The organism is Rhizobacter sp. P5_C2 (assembly GCF_054049715.1).
This window is the reverse complement of record NZ_JBFULV010000023.1, coordinates 60,329-79,642: the sequence shown is the minus strand read 5'-3', so window position 1 is coordinate 79,642 and position 19,314 is coordinate 60,329. Positions and strand designations below refer to the sequence as shown.

18 protein-coding genes are annotated in these 19,314 nt (G+C 68.5%); 9 read left to right on the top strand and 9 right to left on the bottom strand.

Annotation, left to right across the window (positions count from 1 at the left end; all coding sequences use genetic code 11):
* The 3 genes from ACXJLU_RS11100 to ACXJLU_RS11090 all read right to left on the bottom strand — a co-directional run.
* Window positions 1-465, bottom strand: a 465-nt coding sequence (locus ACXJLU_RS11100) for an ATP-binding cassette domain-containing protein (protein WP_457330781.1), incomplete at its 3' end; no start/stop codon positions are given.
* The gene (locus tag ACXJLU_RS11095) at window positions 462-1,550 is read right to left on the bottom strand and encodes a BMP family ABC transporter substrate-binding protein (protein ID WP_457330779.1); all 1,089 of its coding nucleotides are present in this window, start codon (window positions 1,548-1,550) and stop codon (window positions 462-464) included. The genes ACXJLU_RS11095 and ACXJLU_RS11100, both read right to left, overlap by 4 nt.
* Before the next feature lie 23 nt (window positions 1,551-1,573).
* Complete coding sequence (locus ACXJLU_RS11090) at window positions 1,574-2,335, bottom strand: GntR family transcriptional regulator (RefSeq protein ID WP_457330777.1); 762 nt, start codon at window positions 2,333-2,335, stop codon at window positions 1,574-1,576.
* A gap of 209 nt (window positions 2,336-2,544) precedes the next feature.
* On the opposite strand from ACXJLU_RS11090, the gene ACXJLU_RS11085 reads away from it, so the two are divergent.
* The 4 genes from ACXJLU_RS11085 (at window position 2,545) to ACXJLU_RS11070 (ending at window position 7,279) form a co-directional block, all read left to right on the top strand.
* The gene (locus tag ACXJLU_RS11085) at window positions 2,545-5,040 is read left to right on the top strand and encodes a TonB-dependent receptor domain-containing protein (RefSeq protein ID WP_457330775.1); all 2,496 of its coding nucleotides are present in this window, start codon (window positions 2,545-2,547) and stop codon (window positions 5,038-5,040) included.
* A 117-nt stretch (window positions 5,041-5,157) separates the two neighbouring features.
* On the top strand, window positions 5,158-6,450 hold the full coding sequence (locus tag ACXJLU_RS11080; RefSeq protein ID WP_457330773.1) for a SidA/IucD/PvdA family monooxygenase: 1,293 nt from the start codon (window positions 5,158-5,160) through the stop codon (window positions 6,448-6,450).
* A gap of 59 nt (window positions 6,451-6,509) precedes the next feature.
* Window positions 6,510-6,857: a hypothetical protein gene (locus ACXJLU_RS11075; RefSeq protein WP_457330771.1), complete on the top strand. Its 348-nt coding sequence runs from the start codon at window positions 6,510-6,512 to the stop codon at window positions 6,855-6,857.
* A gap of 164 nt (window positions 6,858-7,021) precedes the next feature.
* The gene (locus ACXJLU_RS11070; protein ID WP_457330769.1) at window positions 7,022-7,279 is read left to right on the top strand and encodes a hypothetical protein; all 258 of its coding nucleotides are present in this window, start codon (window positions 7,022-7,024) and stop codon (window positions 7,277-7,279) included.
* 126 nt (window positions 7,280-7,405) lie between these two features.
* On the opposite strand, the gene ACXJLU_RS11065 is transcribed toward ACXJLU_RS11070, so the two are convergent.
* From ACXJLU_RS11065 to ACXJLU_RS11050, 4 genes are read right to left on the bottom strand one after another with little or no spacing between them, the layout of a single operon-like run.
* Complete coding sequence (locus tag ACXJLU_RS11065) at window positions 7,406-9,049, bottom strand: alpha-glucosidase (RefSeq protein WP_457330767.1); 1,644 nt, start codon at window positions 9,047-9,049, stop codon at window positions 7,406-7,408.
* An 8-nt stretch (window positions 9,050-9,057) separates the two neighbouring features.
* On the bottom strand, window positions 9,058-9,894 hold the full coding sequence (locus ACXJLU_RS11060) for a carbohydrate ABC transporter permease (RefSeq protein ID WP_457330765.1): 837 nt from the start codon (window positions 9,892-9,894) through the stop codon (window positions 9,058-9,060).
* A complete protein-coding gene (locus ACXJLU_RS11055; RefSeq protein WP_457330763.1) occupies window positions 9,894-10,814 on the bottom strand; it encodes a carbohydrate ABC transporter permease in 921 nt (306 codons plus the stop codon). The genes ACXJLU_RS11060 and ACXJLU_RS11055 overlap by 1 nt, the downstream gene beginning before the upstream one ends.
* Window positions 10,805-12,076, bottom strand: coding sequence for an ABC transporter substrate-binding protein (locus tag ACXJLU_RS11050; RefSeq protein ID WP_457330761.1), 1,272 nt, complete (start codon window positions 12,074-12,076; stop codon window positions 10,805-10,807). The genes ACXJLU_RS11055 and ACXJLU_RS11050 overlap by 10 nt, the downstream gene beginning before the upstream one ends.
* Before the next feature lie 148 nt (window positions 12,077-12,224).
* On the opposite strand from ACXJLU_RS11050, the gene ACXJLU_RS11045 reads away from it, so the two are divergent.
* Window positions 12,225-13,031 carry an AraC family ligand binding domain-containing protein gene (locus ACXJLU_RS11045; protein ID WP_457330759.1) on the top strand — a complete coding sequence of 269 codons (807 nt, stop codon included), beginning with the start codon at window positions 12,225-12,227 and terminating at the stop codon, window positions 13,029-13,031.
* 66 nt (window positions 13,032-13,097) lie between these two features.
* On the top strand, window positions 13,098-13,928 hold the full coding sequence (locus ACXJLU_RS11040; protein ID WP_457330757.1) for a class I SAM-dependent methyltransferase: 831 nt from the start codon (window positions 13,098-13,100) through the stop codon (window positions 13,926-13,928).
* On the opposite strand, the gene ACXJLU_RS11035 is transcribed toward ACXJLU_RS11040, so the two are convergent.
* Both ACXJLU_RS11035 and denD read right to left on the bottom strand, forming a co-directional pair.
* Complete coding sequence (locus ACXJLU_RS11035; protein WP_457330755.1) at window positions 13,903-14,655, bottom strand: SDR family NAD(P)-dependent oxidoreductase; 753 nt, start codon at window positions 14,653-14,655, stop codon at window positions 13,903-13,905. The genes ACXJLU_RS11040 and ACXJLU_RS11035 overlap by 26 nt on opposite strands.
* Complete coding sequence (gene denD / locus ACXJLU_RS11030; protein ID WP_457330753.1) at window positions 14,652-15,671, bottom strand: D-erythronate dehydrogenase; 1,020 nt, start codon at window positions 15,669-15,671, stop codon at window positions 14,652-14,654. Before denD ends, ACXJLU_RS11035 begins: the two co-directional genes overlap by 4 nt.
* A 192-nt stretch (window positions 15,672-15,863) precedes the next feature.
* Between denD and ACXJLU_RS11025 the strand changes: the two genes are divergently transcribed.
* The 3 genes from ACXJLU_RS11025 (at window position 15,864) to ACXJLU_RS11015 (ending at window position 19,287) form a co-directional block, all read left to right on the top strand.
* Window positions 15,864-16,937, top strand: coding sequence for an ABC transporter ATP-binding protein (locus tag ACXJLU_RS11025; protein WP_457330751.1), 1,074 nt, complete (start codon window positions 15,864-15,866; stop codon window positions 16,935-16,937).
* Window positions 16,938-16,997: 60 nt separating this feature from the next.
* The gene (locus tag ACXJLU_RS11020) at window positions 16,998-18,314 is read left to right on the top strand and encodes an ABC transporter substrate-binding protein (protein WP_457330749.1); all 1,317 of its coding nucleotides are present in this window, start codon (window positions 16,998-17,000) and stop codon (window positions 18,312-18,314) included.
* 67 nt (window positions 18,315-18,381) lie between these two features.
* Entirely contained in the window at window positions 18,382-19,287 is a 906-nt protein-coding gene (locus ACXJLU_RS11015) for a carbohydrate ABC transporter permease (protein ID WP_457330747.1), read from the top strand.
* Window positions 19,288-19,314 lie beyond the last annotated feature (27 nt).

The following is a 19,314-nucleotide window of genomic DNA, read 5'->3' as shown; positions in this document are numbered from 1 at the left end:
GATCTCGACGCGCTGCTGCGCGCCGGCCGACAGCCCGGCCACGCGCGCCTGCGGGTCGACTTCCAGCCCATGCTGCGCGGCCAGCGTCTGTACGCGGCGGTGGGCGGCCTGCCGGTCGAGCAGGCCGCGGTGCAGCGGCTCGGCGCCGAGCACGACGTTCTCGGCCACCGTCAGCGAGCCGAACAGCTGCAGGTGCTGCGGCACCAGGCCGATGCCGCAGGCGATCGCATCGCGCGGCGAGGCGAAGCGGCGCGGGATGCCGTCGACCGTCAGCACGCCCTGGTCGGGCGACTCCAGCCCGTACAGCATCTTGATCACGGTCGACTTGCCGGCGCCGTTCTCGCCGACCAGTGCGTGCACCTCGCCGCGCTGCACCTCGAACGAGACGCCGTCGGCCGCGAGCACGCCGTTCGGGTAGCGCCTGACGAGGCCGTCGAGCTGCAGAAGCGGCGCGGTGTTGTTCATGGTGCGCTCGCGGGCGAATTGAATGCCGACGGCACGCGCACCTGCCCGCTGACGATGGACTGTTCGACGCGGTCGAGCTCGGCCAGCAGCGCCGGCGAGGCCTTCGCGAGCACCGGCGCGCTGCGCGCGAGGCCGATGCCGCGACTCTCCAACCCGAGCGATTCGGTGTGGCCGTAGGGCAGCGCGTGGCGGCGGTCGAGCGTCAGCGCGCGCAGGATCGCGACGTCGACCTGCTTCAGCACCGAGGTCGCGATGGCGGCGGCGCGCTGCGGGTTCGAGCGCGAATACATCAGGTACTGGTCGGCATCGACACCGATCGCCCAGCGGCCGGCCTCGGCGGCGGCCTCGATCACGCCCTGGCCCGAACCGCCGGCGGCCTGGAACACCGTGCCGGCGCCCTGCGCATACAAGGCCTTCGCGATCTCCTTGCCGGTGGCCGGGTCGGTGAAGGAGTTGACGTACTGGCGCAGCACGCGGGTGCGCGGATCGGCCGCCTGCGCGCCGGCGGTGAAGCCGACGATGAAGTCGTCGATCACCGGGATCTGCATGCCGCCGACCACGCCGACGGTGGGTGCCGCGCCGCCGGCCGTGGCGCCGAGCCGCGTGGCGAGGTAACCGGCGAGGTAGGCGCCCTCGTTCTGGCGGAACAGCACCGAGTAGACGTTGTCGCAGCGGCACTGCGCGCGGTCGACCGCCGCATCGAACACGATGAAGCGCAGCTTCGGGTAGAGCGGCGCGAGCTTCTGCACCAGCGGCGTCATCGTGAAGGTGCCGGTGACGATGACGTCGAAATCGCCGCCATCGACCAGGTCGACGAAGGCCGATTCCCAGCGCGTCGGGTCGCCGCCGCCTTCGACCGCGCGGGTGTCGATGCCGAGCGTGTCGTGCGCCTGGCGCAGCCCGCGCGCGGCGGCGTCGTAGAAGCTCTGGTCGCCGAGCGTGCCGTTGACGAACAGCGCGACGCGGGTGGGCGCTGCCTGGCCCGCCACCGGCCGTGCGACACCGGGCCGCCACTGCGCGAGCAGCAACAGCGCTGCGGCGACGGCCAGGCCGGCGATCACGCGGCGCCACCTGGTGGCGGGCATCGGCAAGGCGGGCATCCTGAGGCTCAGAGCGCGTTGCTGTGCCGGTTGATGCGCGTGCTGTAGCGGTAGCTCGGCACGTACTTCATCAGGCAGTACTCGATCGGCTCGCGGCGCTCGGAGAGCGTGACACGCTCGCACACCAGCAGCGGCGTGCCGCGCGGCACGCCGAGCAGCTCGGCGTCTTCGCTGTCGGCGGCGGCGGCGGTCAGGTTCTCGATCGCCTCGGCCGGCACGATGCCTTTTTCCTGCAGCAGCCGGTACAAGGAGCCTGCGGCCTCCAGCGCCGCGCGGTCGATGCCCTGGCCAATGCTCGCTGGCAGCAAGGCATCCTGCAGGCCGACCGGCTGGCCGTTGATCAGCCGCGTGCGCTTGATGCGCAGCAGGGCTTCACCCGGGCGCAGGCCCAGCAGCCCGGCGACCGCCATCGACGCCGCGGCCGGCTCGATCGCCAGCACCTTCTGGCCCGGCAGGCCGCCGCGCGCCGCGGTGTCGACCGAGAAGCTGTCGAGGAAGCGCGACATGTTGCGCACGATCGACGGCTCGACGAAGGTGCCGCGGCCGTGGTCGCTGTACAGCACGCCGCGCTCCTCCAGGTAGCGCACCGCCTTGCGGACGGTGTCGCGGCTCACTTCGTAGGTCTCGGCCAGCTCGCGCTCGGACGGCAGCGCCTGGTTGTCGGCGAAGCTGCCGCGCTCGATGGTCTGCAGCAGCTCGTAGGCCAGCCAGCGGTAACGCGGCGCGGCGGCGCTGTCGGCCGGCGGGGCAGGGGGCCTGGTGGCGGGCATCGTGGGTTTCCTCTCTGAATTTCTCCGAAATCCTAGTCGTGGTACGTACCACAAGTCAAGTTCTCTGGTCAAAAGCAGTCCCAAAACTGTCACACATGCCTGACAAGATGCCGACCGTTCCGGCGCCGGATTGACTAGTGGTACGTACCACTAACACAATGACCGCCTGGCTGACGAAATCTGTATCAACCGTTCAGAAGAGGTATTCCATGGCAAGTTTCCCGAGCGTTCGACTCTCGATGATCGCGGCGGCGGTGCTGGCGGCCGCGTGCCCGGCGATGGCGCAGACGGCGGCCGAACCGGCGGCGCCGGAGGCAGAGAAGACCGAGAAGGCCGCAGCCGAGCCGCAGCAGCTGCCGACGCAGATGATCATCGGCGCCTCCCTCGGCAAGGGCGAGGCGCGCGCCAACACCGTGATCGACCAGCGCGCGATCCAGGAGCAGCCGCAGGGGCTGGACCCGCTGAAGCTGCTGTCGCGCGTGCCCGGCCTGCAGGTCGGCTCGGGCGATGCGGTGGGCGGCAGCTTCTCGACGCGGCTGTCGATGCGCGGCATGACGAAGGAGCAGATCGGTTTGTCGATCGACGGCATCCCGAACGGCTCGACGCTGTCGAACGGCGGCTCGATGCCGATCCGGCTGCTCGACCCGTCGAACCTGTCGCGCGTCAACGTGTCGCAGACGGCCGGCGAGATCGGCACGCCGTCGAACCAGGCGCTGGGCGGCTTCATCGATTTCAAGACCCGCGACCCGGCGCGCCTGCGCGGTGTCGACGTCGAGCTGTCGGCCGGCAACTACGGCTACCGGCGCGGCTTCGTGCGCTTCGACACCGGCGAGATCGCGCAAGGGCTGACGGCTTACGTGGATGCCGCGCACGACTACATCCACACCTGGCCCGGCGACCAGTCGGGCCGCAGCAGCCGCGACCACTTCGACCTGCGCGTGCTGCAGCAGTTCGACGGCGGCTCCAGCCTGCGCGCGACCGTCAGCTACAACGACATGTCGAGCAACGACTACGACGCGGTCGCGCTGAGCGCGCGCAGCACCGGCTACAAGTCCAACTTCGAGACGAACCCGGAATCCGACGGGCTGACCGACCAGTGGACCGGCGACCCGGCGAAGGACCAGAACTACCGCCGCACGCGCGGCATCGACAGCAAGGAGTTGTTCGCGCACGTCGACGGCACGCTGAAGCTGAACGAGCTGACCACGCTGACGCTGAAGCCGTACTACCACCACCAGGAGGGCAACGGCTGGTTCTACGTGCCGTACAAGCAGCTGCCGGCGAACGGCCAGCTCTACAGCCCGGTCGGTGCGACCGACAAGGGGCCGGTGGCCACGGTGCAGGAGTGCTACGCGAACCAGTACCAGCGCAACCCGGACGGCTCGCTGGTCAAGCTGCCGGCGGTGGCTTTCCCGACCGGCGTGACGGCGGCCACGCTGAAGGCGGCCGGCTGCCCTGCCGCTGCGGCGTATGCGATGAACGACCGGAGCGCCTGGGGCGCGCGCGAGGCGAGCACGCGGCGCGGCGGCTACGAGACCGACCGCACCGGCACGCTGGCCGAGGCCAGCACGGTGCTGGCCGACATCCACACGCTGCGCGTCGGTGCCTGGTACGAGCACATCGACCGCACGAAGACGCGCAACTGGTACCAGGCCAGCGACCCGACGCGCAGCGGGGACTATGCCGACAGCGGCCTGTACTCGATCACGCAGGACCGCAACTACCGCTCGCACTCGTCGATGGCGTATGCGCAGGACCGCATGAGCCTGCTCGACGACCGCATGGAACTCGACCTGGGCGCAACGTACCAGAGCTTCACCGAGACCTACCGCTCGCCGGTGGAGTTCAACGGCACGCGCGAGCTGAGCGTGAACAGCAAGCTGCTGCCGAAGGTGGCGGCGCTGTACCGCATCGGCAATGAGTGGGAGGTGTTCGCGAGCGGCTCGAAGAACTTCAGCGCGATTCCGGATTCGGTGTTCGAGGGCACGGCGGCGGTCGATTCGAAGAACGGCATCAAGCCCGAGACCTCGATCAACAAGGACCTGGGCGTGCGCTGGATCGGCCGCACGGCGGGCCTGACGGTGCAGCTGTACGACATCGACTACCGCGACCGCATCTCGATCCAGAACGGCAACCCGAACGGCGACATCTTCTCGCGCGACGCGACGACCACCTTCCAGAACCAGGGCGGCATCAGCTCGCGCGGCGTCGACGTGACGGGGCGCGCGCTGTTCGGGGCGCTCGAGCTGTACGCGAACTACGAGTACAACGACGCGCACTACACCGAGGACACGCCGTTCGAGAACATCCGCGGCGGCGATCCGGTGCTGGGCGTGGCGCGGCACAGCGCGTTCGCCGAGGCGAGCTGGCGCACCGACCTGTGGCGCGCGGCGGTCAACGTGAAGTACGTCGGCGAGGCAGCGGGTTCATTCGACGTGCGCGACACCAGCGGCAACGTGACGTATGCGCGCGAGACCATGCCGGCGTACACGCTGGTCGGGCTGTCGGCCGGCTACAAGCTGCCCGACAACCTGTTCGGCGCGATCGCGAAGGCCGAGCTGACCTTCAACGTCGACAACCTGTTCAACGAGCACTACCTGGGTGGGTTGGGGCAGGAGCTGACGACGTCGAGCCCGCTGACGTCGGGGCGTTATTTCCTCGGGAGCCCGCGGACGTTCTTCGTGGGGTTGAAGATGCATCTCTGAGTGGTGATGAGTGAGCGTGGTCAACCGGACAGATGGACCGGTTGACCCGCATCGGGCTGGATTTCTAGACTGCGCCGCATCTGAACGCAGAGACCAGCGAGGTCTCGGGAGGGGAGCGTGGCGGAATCAAGGCAGCGCAAGGAGATTGCCGTCATCGGAGGCGGCGCGAAGGCGGCCGCTCTCGCTGCCAAGGCGTTCGCCTTGCGTCAAGCGCGCAAGGGCGACGAGATCAACGTGACCATCTTCGAGAGGCAAGAGGTGGGCGCGCACTGGACCGGCAAGTCGGGCTACACGGACGGCATTCAGCGCCTGTGCACTCCCGCCGAACGCGACGTCGGCTTTCCATACGCCTCCAAGGGCGGCGAGCAAGTCGACTCGTTGATGCATGCGCAGTTCTCGTGGCAGAGCTACCTGCTGTCGCGTCCGCGTGACTACAGCCGCTGGGTGGACCATGGTGCGCGGCCGCCGATGCACCGTGATTTCGCAAGCTACCTGACGTGGGTGGTCCGGCGGTCGGCGGCGACGCTTGTCGTTGAGGAAGTGACCAGGCTGCATCCTGCTCGTGGCAAGTGGGTCGTGGTGAGCAGAAGGCCGGGAAGTCGACGCTCATCGCACGCCATCGAGTTCGATGGGGTCGTGGTTACCAGCCCAGGCCCGGCGCGGCACTTGCCGATCACGGGCAAGAGTCATCGCCGCTTCGATGGCGACGACTTCTGGCGGCGGCTGAAGGAGGTTCCCAAGCTGGTGAGGAAGGGCTACCCGTCGGAGCAGATTGTCATCGTCGGGGCCGGCGGCACCGCAGCTGCCATCTTGGCCTGGCTGTGCAGAAACGGCTTCAAGGATCACGAAATCGTGATGGTCGCCAACCAGGCTGCCTTCTTCACGCGCGGCGACAGCGTCTTCGAGAACCGCCTCTTCAGCGACGAGGAGACCTGGAGGACGCTCTCCAAAGAGAGTCGCGAGCAGTTCTTCAACCGCCTGAACCGAGGCGTCGTGTGGGGAACGGTGATGGAGGAGGTGGCAAGCGCCACTGGCCTGGTTTTCGTGGATGGGCGTGCTTTGAGCGTAAAGGCCGACCGGGAGGGGTCTCTGCAGGTCACTGTGAGACGCGGCGACGGCGTTGACGTGGACCTGCGGCCGGCCATGCTTGTCGATGCCTCCGGCTTCGACAACTGGTGGTTCCTCGATCTCATCGAAGGGTTTGATGCGGCCAGGCGCAACGACAAGAAATACCAGGAGAGCCTACGGGATGGGATGGAGCCGGACTTGAGCTTCTCGAAGCCTTGGACGTATCCGCGCCTGCATGCTCCCGCACACTCCAGCCTCCTCGGGCCTGGGTACGGCAGCCTGATGTCCTTGGGTGGGATGTCGGATCTGATCCTCAGCCGCTACACGAATCGGCCGGAGTAGACTGCCGGGGCGCTGCCCATACGCATGTATACCCATACGCACAAGGAGTAGAAATCGCCATGGCTTCCTCGAATCTGGTTCTTCGAACCGTCTACCTCAGCCCCTCGGTTGACGACAAGCTTCGCGACGAGGCGTATTTCACTCGGACCAGCAAGAACGACCTCATCCGCCGGTACATCGAAGCGGGCATGAAGGCCCTGTCCGGGAAGGTCGCCCCCCCACCGGCCGCTGGCAAGAAGACGCCGGCCGCGAAGAAGGCTGCGCCAGCCAAGAAAGTGGCTGCAGCCAAGAAGGCTGCGCCAGCAAAGAAGGTACTTGCCGCGAAGAAGACCGCTCCTTCCAAGAAGGCAGTTGGGGCGAAGAAGGTTCCCGCCAAAAAGACCGCACCAGCTTACGCGGCGATGTGACTGCTGGCGCTGGTCGCCGCCTGATCTCTCGCCACTTGCTATCCAGTCGCATTCGGCAGCATCTGATTCCGCCGTTTCATCCTTCTCTTTGTGGATGGCGGAGCGGAGATCCAAGGTCTACCTTCCAGCGTCACCGCGTTCAGACGGTCGACGAAGGGGCAAGCATGCGAGGAATTGCAATCGGCCTGATCGCGGTCGTCACCTTCGCATCCGGTGTCGTGGACGCGAAGGGCTCACACAAAGGTTCGAGCAGCTCGGGCGGCGCACACCACGTTGCGGGGCATACCACCAAGAGCGGCACCTACGTCGCGCCGCATCGCGCAACGAACCCGAACAAGTCCAAGCACGACAACTGGTCGAGCAAGGGCAACACCAATCCGGACACTGGCAAGAACGGGACGAAGAATCCCGACAAACCATGAGCGCGCTTCGCCGGGTGTTGCGCGCGACGGCGAGCTGGGGCGTGCTCGGTCTGCTGTTGTCGGCGTCGGTGCCGGCGATTCGGTGAACCTGACCTGCAACTCACCGAGTGGGTGTGCGTGCAACAACTAGGCAGGCTGCCCGCCACCCACCCTCGCAAACAGCATCCCGCAGCGCTCCAGCCGCACCTCCCCACCTTCCAGCAGGGCCCCGATCGATCGCCCCTCCACCGTCACCGCGTTGCGGTCGATCCGATAGTCCGCCGGCTCGCCCGACAGGTTGAACACGCAGATCAGCGATTCACCCCCCGACACGCGCTCGAAGGCCAGCACTTGGTCGGTCGGCGCCAGCAACTGCAGCGCACCATCACGCAGCAGCCGCTCGCGGCGGTGCCAGCCCAGCCAGTCCACGTAGAACGCATGCAGCGATCCCGCATCGCCGACCTGCTCGCGCACCGCCAGCGGCAGGTGCTCGTCGGCGATCGGCAGCCACGGCGTGCCGGTCGTGAAGCCGGCACCGGGTGCTCGCGTCCACGGCATCGGCGTGCGGCAGCCGTCGCGGCCCATCTTCTGCGGCCACATCGTGATGCCGAACGGGTCGCGCAGTTGCTCGAACGGCACGTCGACCTCGGTCAGCCCGAGCTCCTCGCCCTGGTAGATGCACTTGCCGCCGGGCAGCGACAGCAGCAGTGCCGCCGCCAGCTCGGCGCGCTGGCGCGCGGTCGCGCCCCAGGCCGACCAGCGCGACGCGACGCGCTCCACGTCGTGGTTGCCGACCGACCAGCACACCCGCGAGCGGCTCGCGTCGCGCAGGTACTCCTCCAGCACGCCGGCCAGGTGCCGCGCCGAGCACGCACGCTCCAGCAGCCGGAACACGTAGGCCATCTGCAGGCGCTTGTCGCCCTCGGTGTACTCGGCCAGCGTCTTGTACTGCTCGTCGTCACCGATCTCGCCGAGCAGCACCGAACCGGGGAATCCGTCGCACAACGCACGCAGCCGCTCGATGAAGACCAGGTTCTCCGGCTGCGTCTTGTCGTGCAGGTGGCGCTGCCACGCATACGGATTGCTGCGGTGCGCCGCACCCGCGAACTGGCCCCGCGGCTGCGGCGGGTTGTTGCGCAGCTGGCGGTCGTGCGTGTAGAAGTTGACGGTGTCGAGCCGGAAGCCGTCGACACCGCGCACCAGCCAGAAGCGCGCCACCTCGAGCAACGCGTCCTGCACCGCCGGCGTGTGGAAGTTCAGGTCGGGCTGGCTGGACAGGAAGTTGTGCAGGTAGTACTGCTCGCGCCGCGTGTCCCATTGCCAGGCCGAGCCGCCGAAGATGCTCAGCCAGTTGTTCGGCGGCGTGCCGTCCGGCTTCGCGTCGGCCCACACATACCAGTCGGCCTGCAGGTTGCTGCGGTCGGCGCGGCTCGCGGCGAACCACGGGTGCCGGTCGGAGCTGTGGCTGAGCACCAGGTCGATCATCACGCGCAGCCCCAGCGAATGCGCGCACTCCACCAGCGTCTCGAACGAGCGCATCGTGCCGAACATCGGGTCGACGTCGAGGTAGTCCGACACGTCGTAGCCGAAGTCGCACATCGGGCTGCGGAAGAACGGCGCGATCCACACCGCGTCCACGCCCAGGCCCTTCAGGTAGGGCAGGCGCGCGGTGATGCCGTCGAGGTCGCCGATGCCGTCGCCGTTGCTGTCCTGGAAACTGCGCGGGTAGACCTCGTAGACGACGGCGTGCCGCCACCAATCGGTGTCCTGTTTGTGGCCGGGCTGGTTCATGGTCCTGTTCATCCCTTGACGGCGCCGGCCGTGAGGCCGGACACGATGTAGCGCTGGAAGGCCAGCACCAATGCGATCAGCGGCAGCGTGACGATGACGGAGGCCGCCATCAGGTTGCCCCACGGCAGCTCGTAGCTGCTGGCGCCCGAGATCAGCGCGATCGCGACCGGCACCGTGCGCTCGGTCGACGACAGCGTGAAGCTCAGCGCGAACAAAAACTCGTTCCACGCGCCGATGAAGGCCAGCAGCCCGGTCGCCACCAGCGCCGGCCACAGCATCGGCAGGAAGACGCGGAAGATCATCGTGAAGACACCGGCGCCGTCCATCAGCGCGGCCTCTTCGATCTCCTTCGGCAGGTCGCGCATGAAGGTGGTCAGCACCCACACGGTGAAGGGCAGCGTGAACAGCAGGTCCGACAGCATCAGCGCCGCCAGGCTGTCGTACAGGCCGAGCGCGCTGACCAGCTCGAACAGCCCGGCCAGCACCGCGACGTGCGGGAACATCGAGACGCCGAGGATGGTCAGCATCAGCGCCTGCCGGCCGCGAAACCGCACCCGCCCGAGCGCCCAGGCCGACAGCAGCGCGAGCCCCAGCGACAGCGCGACGACCACGCCGGCCACCAGCGTGGAGTTCAGCAGGTTGGTGCCGAAGGGCTGGTCGCGGAACAGCGACACGTAGTTGCCGATGACGGCGCGGCTCGGCCAGAACTGCGCGCTGAACAGGTCGCTGCCCTGCTTGAACGAGGTGGCGATCGCGTACGTGAGCGGGAACAGCGAGACGAAGACGACCAGCAGCGAAGCGCCGCGGCGCAGCGTGGTGGCGATGGGGGATTGCCGCGAGCGCATCAATCGAGCTCCCGCATGCGCGAGCGCGTCGCCAGCAGCCACGCGAGCGTCACGACCGCGATGGTCGCGAACAGCAGCGTGGCCGCTGCCGAGCCCGCGCCGATCTTCTGGAAATCGATCAGCTGCTCGCGCACGTAGACCGACATGCTGCGGGTCGCGCGGCTGTTGGAGGTCATCACGTAGATCACGTCGAACACGCGCAGCGCGTCGAGGCTGCGGAACACCATCGCGACCAGCATCGCCGGCAGGATCAGCGGCAGCGTGATGTGTGTGAAGATCGTCCAGGGCGATGCGCCGTCGATCTGCGCCGCCTCGTGGCAGTCGCGCGGCACCATCTGCAGCGCGGCCAGCGTCAGCAGCGCCATGAAGGGCGTGGTCTTCCAGACGTCGACCATCACGATCGTGACGAACGAGAGCGACGGATCGGCCGTCCACGCGAGCGGCTCGTCGACGAGGCCCGCGGCCACCAGCGCGGTGTTGATGATGCCGAACTGGTCGTGCAGCATCCAGGTCCACATCTTGGCCGACACCACGGTCGGGATCGCCCACGGCACCAGCACCGCGGCGCGCAGCAGCGTGCGCAGCCGCGACGGGTGGTTCAGCAGCAGCGCGATGCCCAGGCCCAGCAGCGTTTCGAGCAGCACCGAACTCACGGTGAACAGCAGCGTGTTGCCGACCGAGGCCCACCATTCGGGATCGAACAGCACGCCGCCTTCGCCGAAGCGCTGGCCGAGGTAGTTGTCGAGTCCGACGAAGCGTTGCGTGCCGAGCGCCGACAGCTTCGCATCGGTCAGGCTGAAGAAGATCGTGCGCGCGAGCGGCCAGCCGGCCACCGCCGCCAGCACGGCAAGGGTCGGCAGCACCAGCCACCAGGCCTGCACGCGCCGCGCGCGCTGCAGGCCGGTGCCCTTCAGTTCCATTTGTCGGCGGGGGCGAGCTTGTTGAGTTGCTTGTCGAGGTCGGCCACCGCCTGCGGCGCCTTGGTCTTGCCGGAGAGCACGTCGTGCGCCGCGTTCCAGAACAGGTTGCTGACCTGGTTGTACTGCGCGGCCGTCACCGTCGACGGGCGGCTCACCGCGGCGGCGAAGGTGCTGCCGAGTTCGGCCATGAAGGGGTTGGCCTTCATCACGCCGGCGTCCTTGTAGAGGGCCGGCAGCGTCGGGTTGTACGAAGCCTTGATCGCGCGGTCTTTCTGCACCGCGGCGCTGACGAGGTAGTTCACCAGGTCGGCGGCGACGGCCTGGTTCTTCGAGTACTTCGAGACCGAGAGCTGCCAGCCGCCGAGGGTCGCGGCGCTGCGGCCTCCCGTGCCGCCGGCGGGCAGCGGCATCACGCCGACCTTGCCGGCGATCTGGCTGTCGGGCTTGTGCGCGAGCGCCCAGACGTAGGGCCAGTTGCGCAGGAACACCGCGTTGCCCGACTGGAACACGCCACGGCTGTCTTCCTCGGCGTAATTGAGCACCGCCTTCGGCGTGATGGTGCCGACCCAACTGGCGGCGGTCTGCAGCGCCTTGATCGCGTTGGCGTTGTTGACCGAGACCTTGCCGTTGGTCTCGACGATCGCACCGCCGCCGAAGCTCGCGAGCCATTCGGTTGCGTTGCAGCTCAGGCCTTCGTAGGCGCGGCCCTGCCAGACGAAGCCCCACATCTTCGGGTTGCCGGCGGCGCGTTCGCCGTCCTGGATCTTCTTGGCGGCGGCGGCCAGCGCGTCCCAGGTGGTGGGCGGTGTGACCTTGTACTTCTCGAGCAGGTCTTTGCGGTAGAACAGCAGGCCGGCGTCGGTGAACCACGGCATCGCGACCAGCTTGTCGCCGACGGTGTTGTTCGCGACGATGGCCGGGAAGTGCTCTTTCTCGGCGCCCTTGGTGTAGGGCTTCAGGTCGATCAGGTGGCTGGCGAGCAGGCCGGGCCAGACGACGTCGATCTGGTAGATGTCGATCTTGTCGGAGCCGCTGCCGAGGATCTGCTGGTACAGCGCGAGGCGCTCGTTCGAGTCATTGGGCGCGTTGATGACCTGCACCTCGTTGCCGGTCTTCTGCGCCCAGGCGTCGGACTCTTCCTTGCAGAGCTGGAACTCGAGCCCGACGGCGCCGCACGAGATCTTCAGCGTGACGGCCTGGGCGCCGAGCGCGCTCAGGCACAGGGTCGCGGCCAGCGCGGTGGCGCGGAGGGTGGCTTGCATCGTGTTGTCTCCTGGTGTCGGGGCTGTCGACTGCAGCCCGCGGCACGCATTGGAGGCGCCGGGCGTTAACGCGGTATGTCGTGTCCGGGCGCGCCGTTCATGATTGAAACATGGGGTTGCCGCATCGGGGTTGCCGCACAATCGGCCGATGGCCTCGTCCCCGACCTCGCGCGTCACCGGCTCGCCCTGGGAGGGCGTGCACGGCACCGCGATGGACAGCGATCGCCACTATGCCCGCCACTGGCACGCGACCTGGGGCTTCGGCCTGCTGCTGCACGGTGCGCAGCGCTCGGCCAGCGGGCGCGGGCAGGTGGATTCGCAGGCGGGTGACGTGATCACCACCAACCCCGGCGAGGTGCACGACGGCCGGCCGCTGGGCGGGCCGGCGCGGCGCTGGCGCATGGTGTACCTGTCGCCGGCGGCGATGCTGAAGGTTTCCGGCATGGGCGAGGATTTCGCGGTGACGCAGCCGGTGATTGCCGACGCGCCGCTGCGCGCCGGGCTGCTTCAGCTGTTCGCCCGGCTCGACGCGTGGGAGCAGGGGCGTGCGCAGGCGCTGGGCTGCGAAGAGGCGCTGGTGCGGGTATGCGGCGATCTGGTCGAGCGGCACGGCAGCCGCGTGCCGCCGCGCGAGCTCGGCGGCGGCCTTGGCCGCGTGCGCGAGCGGCTCGCCGATGAACTGCAGAACCCGCCGACGCTGGACGAACTCGCCGCGATGGTGGGGGCCAGCAAGTACCAGCTGCTGCGGCGCTTCGAGAAGGCCTGCGGGCTGCCGCCGCATGCGTGGCTGCAGCAGCAGCGGGCCGAGCGGGCACGCGGGTTGATCCGCCGCGGGCTGGCGCTGGCCGAGGTGGCGGCCGAATGCGGCTTCTCGGACCAGAGCCACATGACGCGCGTGTTCGCGCGGCTGTACGGCTTCTCGCCGGGGGCCTGGCGCGCGGCCGGGCTGCAATAACGTTCAAGACGGCGCCTGCCGCGGCCGGGAGACTGCACGGCATCGCGACTCCTGCTGCCGAACGCCATGTCCTCCTCCTTGCCCTATGTCCACGGCTATCAGCCGCATGAACAGGACCGCCTGACCGACCAGGCCCGCACGCTCGTCGACCTGCTGCACGGCGACACGCGGTTCCCCGCCGGCAGCCGCGTGCTGGAGGTGGGGTGTGGCGTTGGCGCGCAGACGCTGACGCTGGCGCGGCGCAGCCCGCTGGCCCGCTTCACCAGCTTCGACGTGTCGCACGAGTCGCTGGCCGAAGCGCGCCGGCGCATCGGGCAGGCGCGGCTCGGGAACGTGGAGCTGCTGTGGGCCGACCTGGCCGACCTGCCGTTCGCGCCGGCCACCTTCGACCATGTGTTCGTCTGCTTCGTGCTGGAGCATCTGCCCCACCCGGTGCAGGTGCTGCGGACGCTGGCGCGGCTGCTGAAGCCGGGCGGCAGCATCACGGTGATCGAGGGGGATCACGGCACGGTGTGCTTCCATCCCGAGGGCGCGGCGGCGCGGGCGGCGATCGCCTGCCAGGTCGAGCTGCAGCGGCGTGTCGGCGGCAATGCGCTGATCGGCCGCACGCTGCACCCGCTGCTGGTCGAAGCCGGGTTCGATGCGGTCGGCGTGAGCCCTCGGCTGGTGTATGCGGATGCCGGCCGGCCGGACTGGGTCGACGGCTTCACGCGCAAGACGTTCAACGCGATGATCAAAGGGGTGAGGGCGCCGGCGCTGGCGGCGGGGCTGGCGACGCCGGAGCGGTTCGACGCCGGGCAGCGCGAGCTGCAGCGCACGGCCGAAGGCGACGGCGTCTTCTGCTACACCTTCTTCAAGGGCGTGGCCAGGGTCAGTACGTCGAGCGCCCACCCGTGAGGTCGAACACCGCACCGGTGCTGAACGAGCACTCCTCGGACGACAGCCACGCGATCATCGCCGCCGCCTCGTCGACCTCCAGGAATCGCCCCATCGGGATCTTCGACAGCATGAAGTCGATGTGCGCCTGCGTCATCGTCTCGAAGATCGCCGTCTTGGCCGCGGCCGGTGCCACTGCGTTGACGATCACGCCCTTCGTCGCCAGCTCCTTCGCGAGCGACTTCGTCAGCGCGATCAAGCCCGCCTTCGACGCGCTGTAGTGCGAGGCGTTCGGATTCCCCTCCTTGCCCGCTACCGACGCGATGTTGACGATGCGCCCGTAGCCGCGCCCGATCATGTGCGGCACCAGCGCCCGGCAGGTCAGGTACGGCGCGATCAGGTTCACCTCGATCACGCGCCGCCACACCTCGGGCGCGAGCTCCCAGGTCGTGCCGTTGCCGCCGGTGATGCCGGCGTTGTTGACGAGGACGTCGACCTGGCCCCATTGCGCGATCGCCGCATCAGCCGCTCGCCGCACGGAGGCCTCGTCGCTCAGCTCGACGATCTGCGCCGCGACCGGCCCGAGCGGGCGCAGCGCCTCGTTCGATCGTGCCAGCAGCGCTTCATCGATGTCCCACACGATCACCTTCGCGCCCGAGCGCAGCATCCGCTGCGCGGTCGCATACCCGATGCCTTGCGCACCGCCGGTGACGATCGCGACACGGCCGTCGAGGTCGATGCGGTTCATCGGGCCAGTCCCTTCAATGCAGCCGCTCCGTTCGGCACCGCCTCGCAGTCGGCGATGTACTGCCGGACGATGTCGGTGAAGCAGCCGTCGGGCTTCAGCCCGAGGCGGGCCGCGCGCGCCGCGTCCGCCGCCTTCGGCCAGTTGGCGACGATGCCGGCGATGCGCTCGTCGCTCTCGAAGCGCACCCGCTCGCGCACCGCGCGGCCGGCCACTTCCTCCAGCGCATCGAGCATCTGGCCCACGCAGACGTTCAACGCCGGCAGGTTCATCGCGAGCCGGCCCTGGAAGGCCTCGCGGCTCGCCTCGTACACCGCGATCAGCCCCTCGACCGTGCGCGCCGGCGAGGCCACCGGATGGCAGACGTTCGCCGAGACCGGGCACACCGCGTCTTCGCCGGCCAGCGGCTCGCGGATGATCCCGGAGAAGAACGACGAGGCCGCGCCGTTCGGCCGGCCCGGACGCACCGTCACCGTCATCAGCCGCGCGGCGCGGCCGTCGATGAAACCCTTGCGCGTGTAGTCGGCCAGCAGGTACTCGCATATCAGCTTGTGCGTGCCGTACGAGGTCTGCGGCGCCGGCAGCGTGTCATCGCCCACGCGCGCCGGCAGCGGCACCGCGGCGTCCGGCCCGAACACCGCGACCGAACTGGAGAACACCAGCCGCGGCGCCGGCGCGCCGTGCTGCACGGTGCTGCGCAACGCATCGAACAGCGCGCGCGTGCTGTCGAGGTTGGAACGCAGGCCGAGCTCGAAATCGGCCTCGCACTCACCCGACACCGCCGACGCGAGGTGGAACACGCCGTCGAACGGCTCGTCGCGCAGCGCCGCGCATTGCGCGAGCAGCGGCCCGGTGCGCGCCTTCACGCGGGCATCGGCCAGCAGCTCGGCACGCGGCGCGACCTGGTCGGCCAGCACCAGGGTCTCGATGCGTTGCCCGGCCAGCGTGTCGCGCGCGAGCAGGGCTTGCGCCAGCCGCGTTCCCACGAAGCCGGCACCGCCGGTGATCAGCAGTTTCATGGCATGCCTCCCGCCGGGCAGCACGCCCGGCGCGGCCCATCATGCGCGCACAGCCCGGGCAAACGCGAGGAGGGGCAGCGCCGATTGACACGCCCGTGGGGTCGTCATACAACCCGCCTGCCCCGTCGCGTGCCGATGGGTCAGCGCTGTCCCGACACCCGGGATTCGCACCACCTTGCAGAGGGACGACGCATGGCCAGTGTGAGCATCCAGTCGGTGAAGAAGCGCTTCGGCGCGGTGCAGATCCTGCACGGCGTGGACATCGAGATCGCCGATGGCGCCTTCACCGTGCTGGTCGGGCCGTCGGGCTGCGGCAAGTCGACGCTGCTGCGCATGATCGCCGGGCTGGAGGAGATCTCCGACGGCGAGATCCGCATCGGCGAACGCCGCGTCAACGACCTGCCGCCCAAGCAGCGCGACATCGCGATGGTGTTCCAGAACTACGCGCTGTACCCGCACATGACGGTGCGCGAGAACATGGCCTTCTCGCTGATGCTCGCGAAGCAGGACAAGGCGGTCGCCGACCCGAAGGTGGCGCGGGCCGCCGAGATCCTCGGCCTCACCGCCTTGCTCGACCGCTACCCGCGCCAGCTCTCGGGCGGGCAGCGCCAGCGGGTCGCGATGGGGCGCGCGATCGTGCGCGACCCGCAGGTCTTCCTGTTCGACGAGCCGCTGTCCAACCTCGACGCCAAGCTGCGCGTCGCGATGCGCAGCGAGATCAAGGAGCTGCACCAGCGGCTGAAGACCACGTCGATCTACGTCACGCACGACCAGATCGAGGCGATGACGATGGCCGACCAGATCGTCGTGATGCGCGACGGCCGCATCGAGCAGACCGGCAGCCCGCTCGACCTGTACGACCAGCCGGTGAACACCTTCGTGGCGGGCTTCATCGGCTCGCCGTCGATGAACTTCCTGCCGGGCACGCTGCGCCGCCGCGCCGGCACGCTGCAGGTGGAGCTGGCCGACGGCACGAAGATGAACGCGCCCACCGGCGCGACCGGCGAGGACGGCCAGCCGGTGATCTTCGGCACGCGGCCGGAGCACCTGTCGCTGAGCGACAGCGGCGGCATCCCGTCGCAAGTGGTGGTGGTGGAGCCGACCGGCGCCGACACCTTCGTCGCGTGCCGGCACCAGGGCGCCGAGGTGTCGGTGGTGTTCCACGAACGGCACCGCTTCGAGCCCGGCGCGACCATCCACCTGCAGCCCGACCTGGGCCGCGCGCACCTGTTCGACGCCGGCAGCGGCAAGCGGCTGGTGGCCTGATGAGCTGATTCCTTCACGGTGCCGCAGTGCGCCGCTTCACAACTTGACCAGGAGACAACGATGAGTGAATTCGATCGGCGCAAGTTTCTGGAAGGGGCGGCCGGCGTGGCCGCGCTCGGGTCGGGCGCGCTGTGGACACCGAGCGCCGGCGCGCAGACGCTCGCCTACAAGCCCGAGAAGGGCGCGAAGCTGCGCGTGCTGCGCTGGAGCCGTTTCGTGCAGGGCGACATCGAGGCGTACATGGTGAACGTCAGGAAGTTCACCGAGAAGACCGGCATCGAGGTGCGGGTCGACAACGAAGGCTGGGAAGACGTGCGGCCGAAGGCGGCCGTCGCGGCCAACACCGGTGCCGGGCCCGACATCATCCTGTCGACCAACGACGACGCGAACCTGTACCCCGACAAGCTGCTCGACGTGACCGACCTGTGCGAGTACCTCGGCAAGAAGTACGGCGGCTGGTACCCGGCCTGCGAGGCCTACCTGCGGCCCGACGGCAAGAAGTGGATCGGCGTCGCGCTCGGTGCGGCCGGCTCGCTGGTGGTGTACCGCGAGAGCCAGATGAAGGCGGCCGGTTTCGAGACCATGCCGAAGGACACCGACGGCTTCCTGAAGCTCTACAAGGCGCTGGCCGCGAAGGGCACGCCGGGCGGCATGGCGCTGGGCAACGCGACCGGCGACAGCGGCTGGTGCCACTGGCTGCTGTGGGCCTTTGGTGGCGCGATGGTCGACAAGGACAACAAGGTGACGCTGGACAGCCCGGCCACGCTGAAGGCGCTGGAGTACGCGAAGGAGCTGTATTCGAGCTTCGTGCCGGGCACGCTGTCGTGGCTGGACCCGAACAACAACAAGGCGTTTCTCGACGGGCAGATCAGCATCACCAACAACGGCATCTCGGTGTACTACGCGGCGAAGAACTCGCCCGACCCGAAGCTGAAGGAGATGGCGGCCGACATCAACCACGCGGCCTTCCCGATCGGGCCGGTGGGCGTGCCGACCGAGTACCACCTGTTCTTCAACCAGATGATCTTCAAGTACACCAAGTACCCGCAGGCGGCCAAGGAGTTCCTGCGCTTCATGATGGAGCAGGAGCAGTTCGACCCGTGGCTGCAGGGCGGTGGCGGCTACGTCGCGCAGCCCTTGCGGGCCTACGAGAAGAGCGCGGTGTGGTCGGTCGACCCGAAGAACACGCCGTACCGCGACAGCGTGAAGAACCTGCGGCCGGCGGGCTATGCGGGGCGGCTGGGCTATGCATCGGCCGGGGCGCTCGCGGACTTCATCGTGCCGAACATGGTGGCCGAGGCCGGCAGCGGCTCGAAGACACCGAAGGAGGCGATGGAGCGGGCGCAGAAGCGCGCCGAGCGCTACTACAAGGTGTGAGACGGCTTTCCGTTCGGGCTGAGCCTGTCGAAGCCCTTGTGTCCGTGAACCAGAGTTTGCCGAAGCCATGAAACTCCTCGAGCGCTTCCAGAACAGCCGCAACGCCCTCGGCCTGGCCTTCATGCTGCCGGCCGCGGTGCTGTTGCTGTTGTTCCTGACCTACCCGCTCGGGCTGGGCACCTGGCTCGGCTTCACCGACGCGAAGATCGGCCGCGGCGGCTCGTGGATCGGCATCGACAACTTCGAGTTCCTGGTGGGCGACAGCGTCGCGCAGCTGGCGCTGTTCAACACGCTGTTCTACACGGTGATCGCGAGCATCCTGAAGTTCGTGCTCGGCCTGTGGCTCGCGGTGCTGCTGAACAAGAACCTGCCGTTCAAGTCGTTCTTCCGCGCGGTGGTGCTGCTGCCGTGGATCGTGCCGACGGCGCTGTCGGCGATCGCCTTCTGGTGGATCTACGACGCGCAGTTCTCGGTGATCAGCTGGGTGCTGATGAAGCTCGGCTGGATCGACCGGTATGTCGATTTCCTCGGCAACCCGTGGAACGCGCGCTTCTCGACCATCGTCGCCAACGTGTGGCGCGGCGTGCCCTTCGTCGCGATCTCGCTGCTGGCGGGGCTGCAGACGATCTCGCCGTCGTACTACGAAGCCTCGGCGATCGACGGCGCGACGCCGTGGCAGCAGTTCCGCCATGTCACGCTGCCGCTGCTGTCGCCGATCATCGCGGTGGTGATGACCTTCTCGGTGCTGTTCACCTTCACCGACTTCCAGCTGATCTACGTGCTGACGCGTGGCGGCCCGCTGAACGCGACGCACCTGATGGCGACGCTCGCGTTCCAGCGCGCGATTCCCGGTGGGGCGCTGGGCGAGGGCGCGGCGCTGGCGACGCTGATGGTGCCGTTCCTGCTGGCGGCCATCATGTTCAGCTACTTCGGGCTGCAGCGGCGGGCGTGGCAGCAGGGGGGTGACAAGTGAAGGCGCGGGCGAAAGACGCGCAGGACA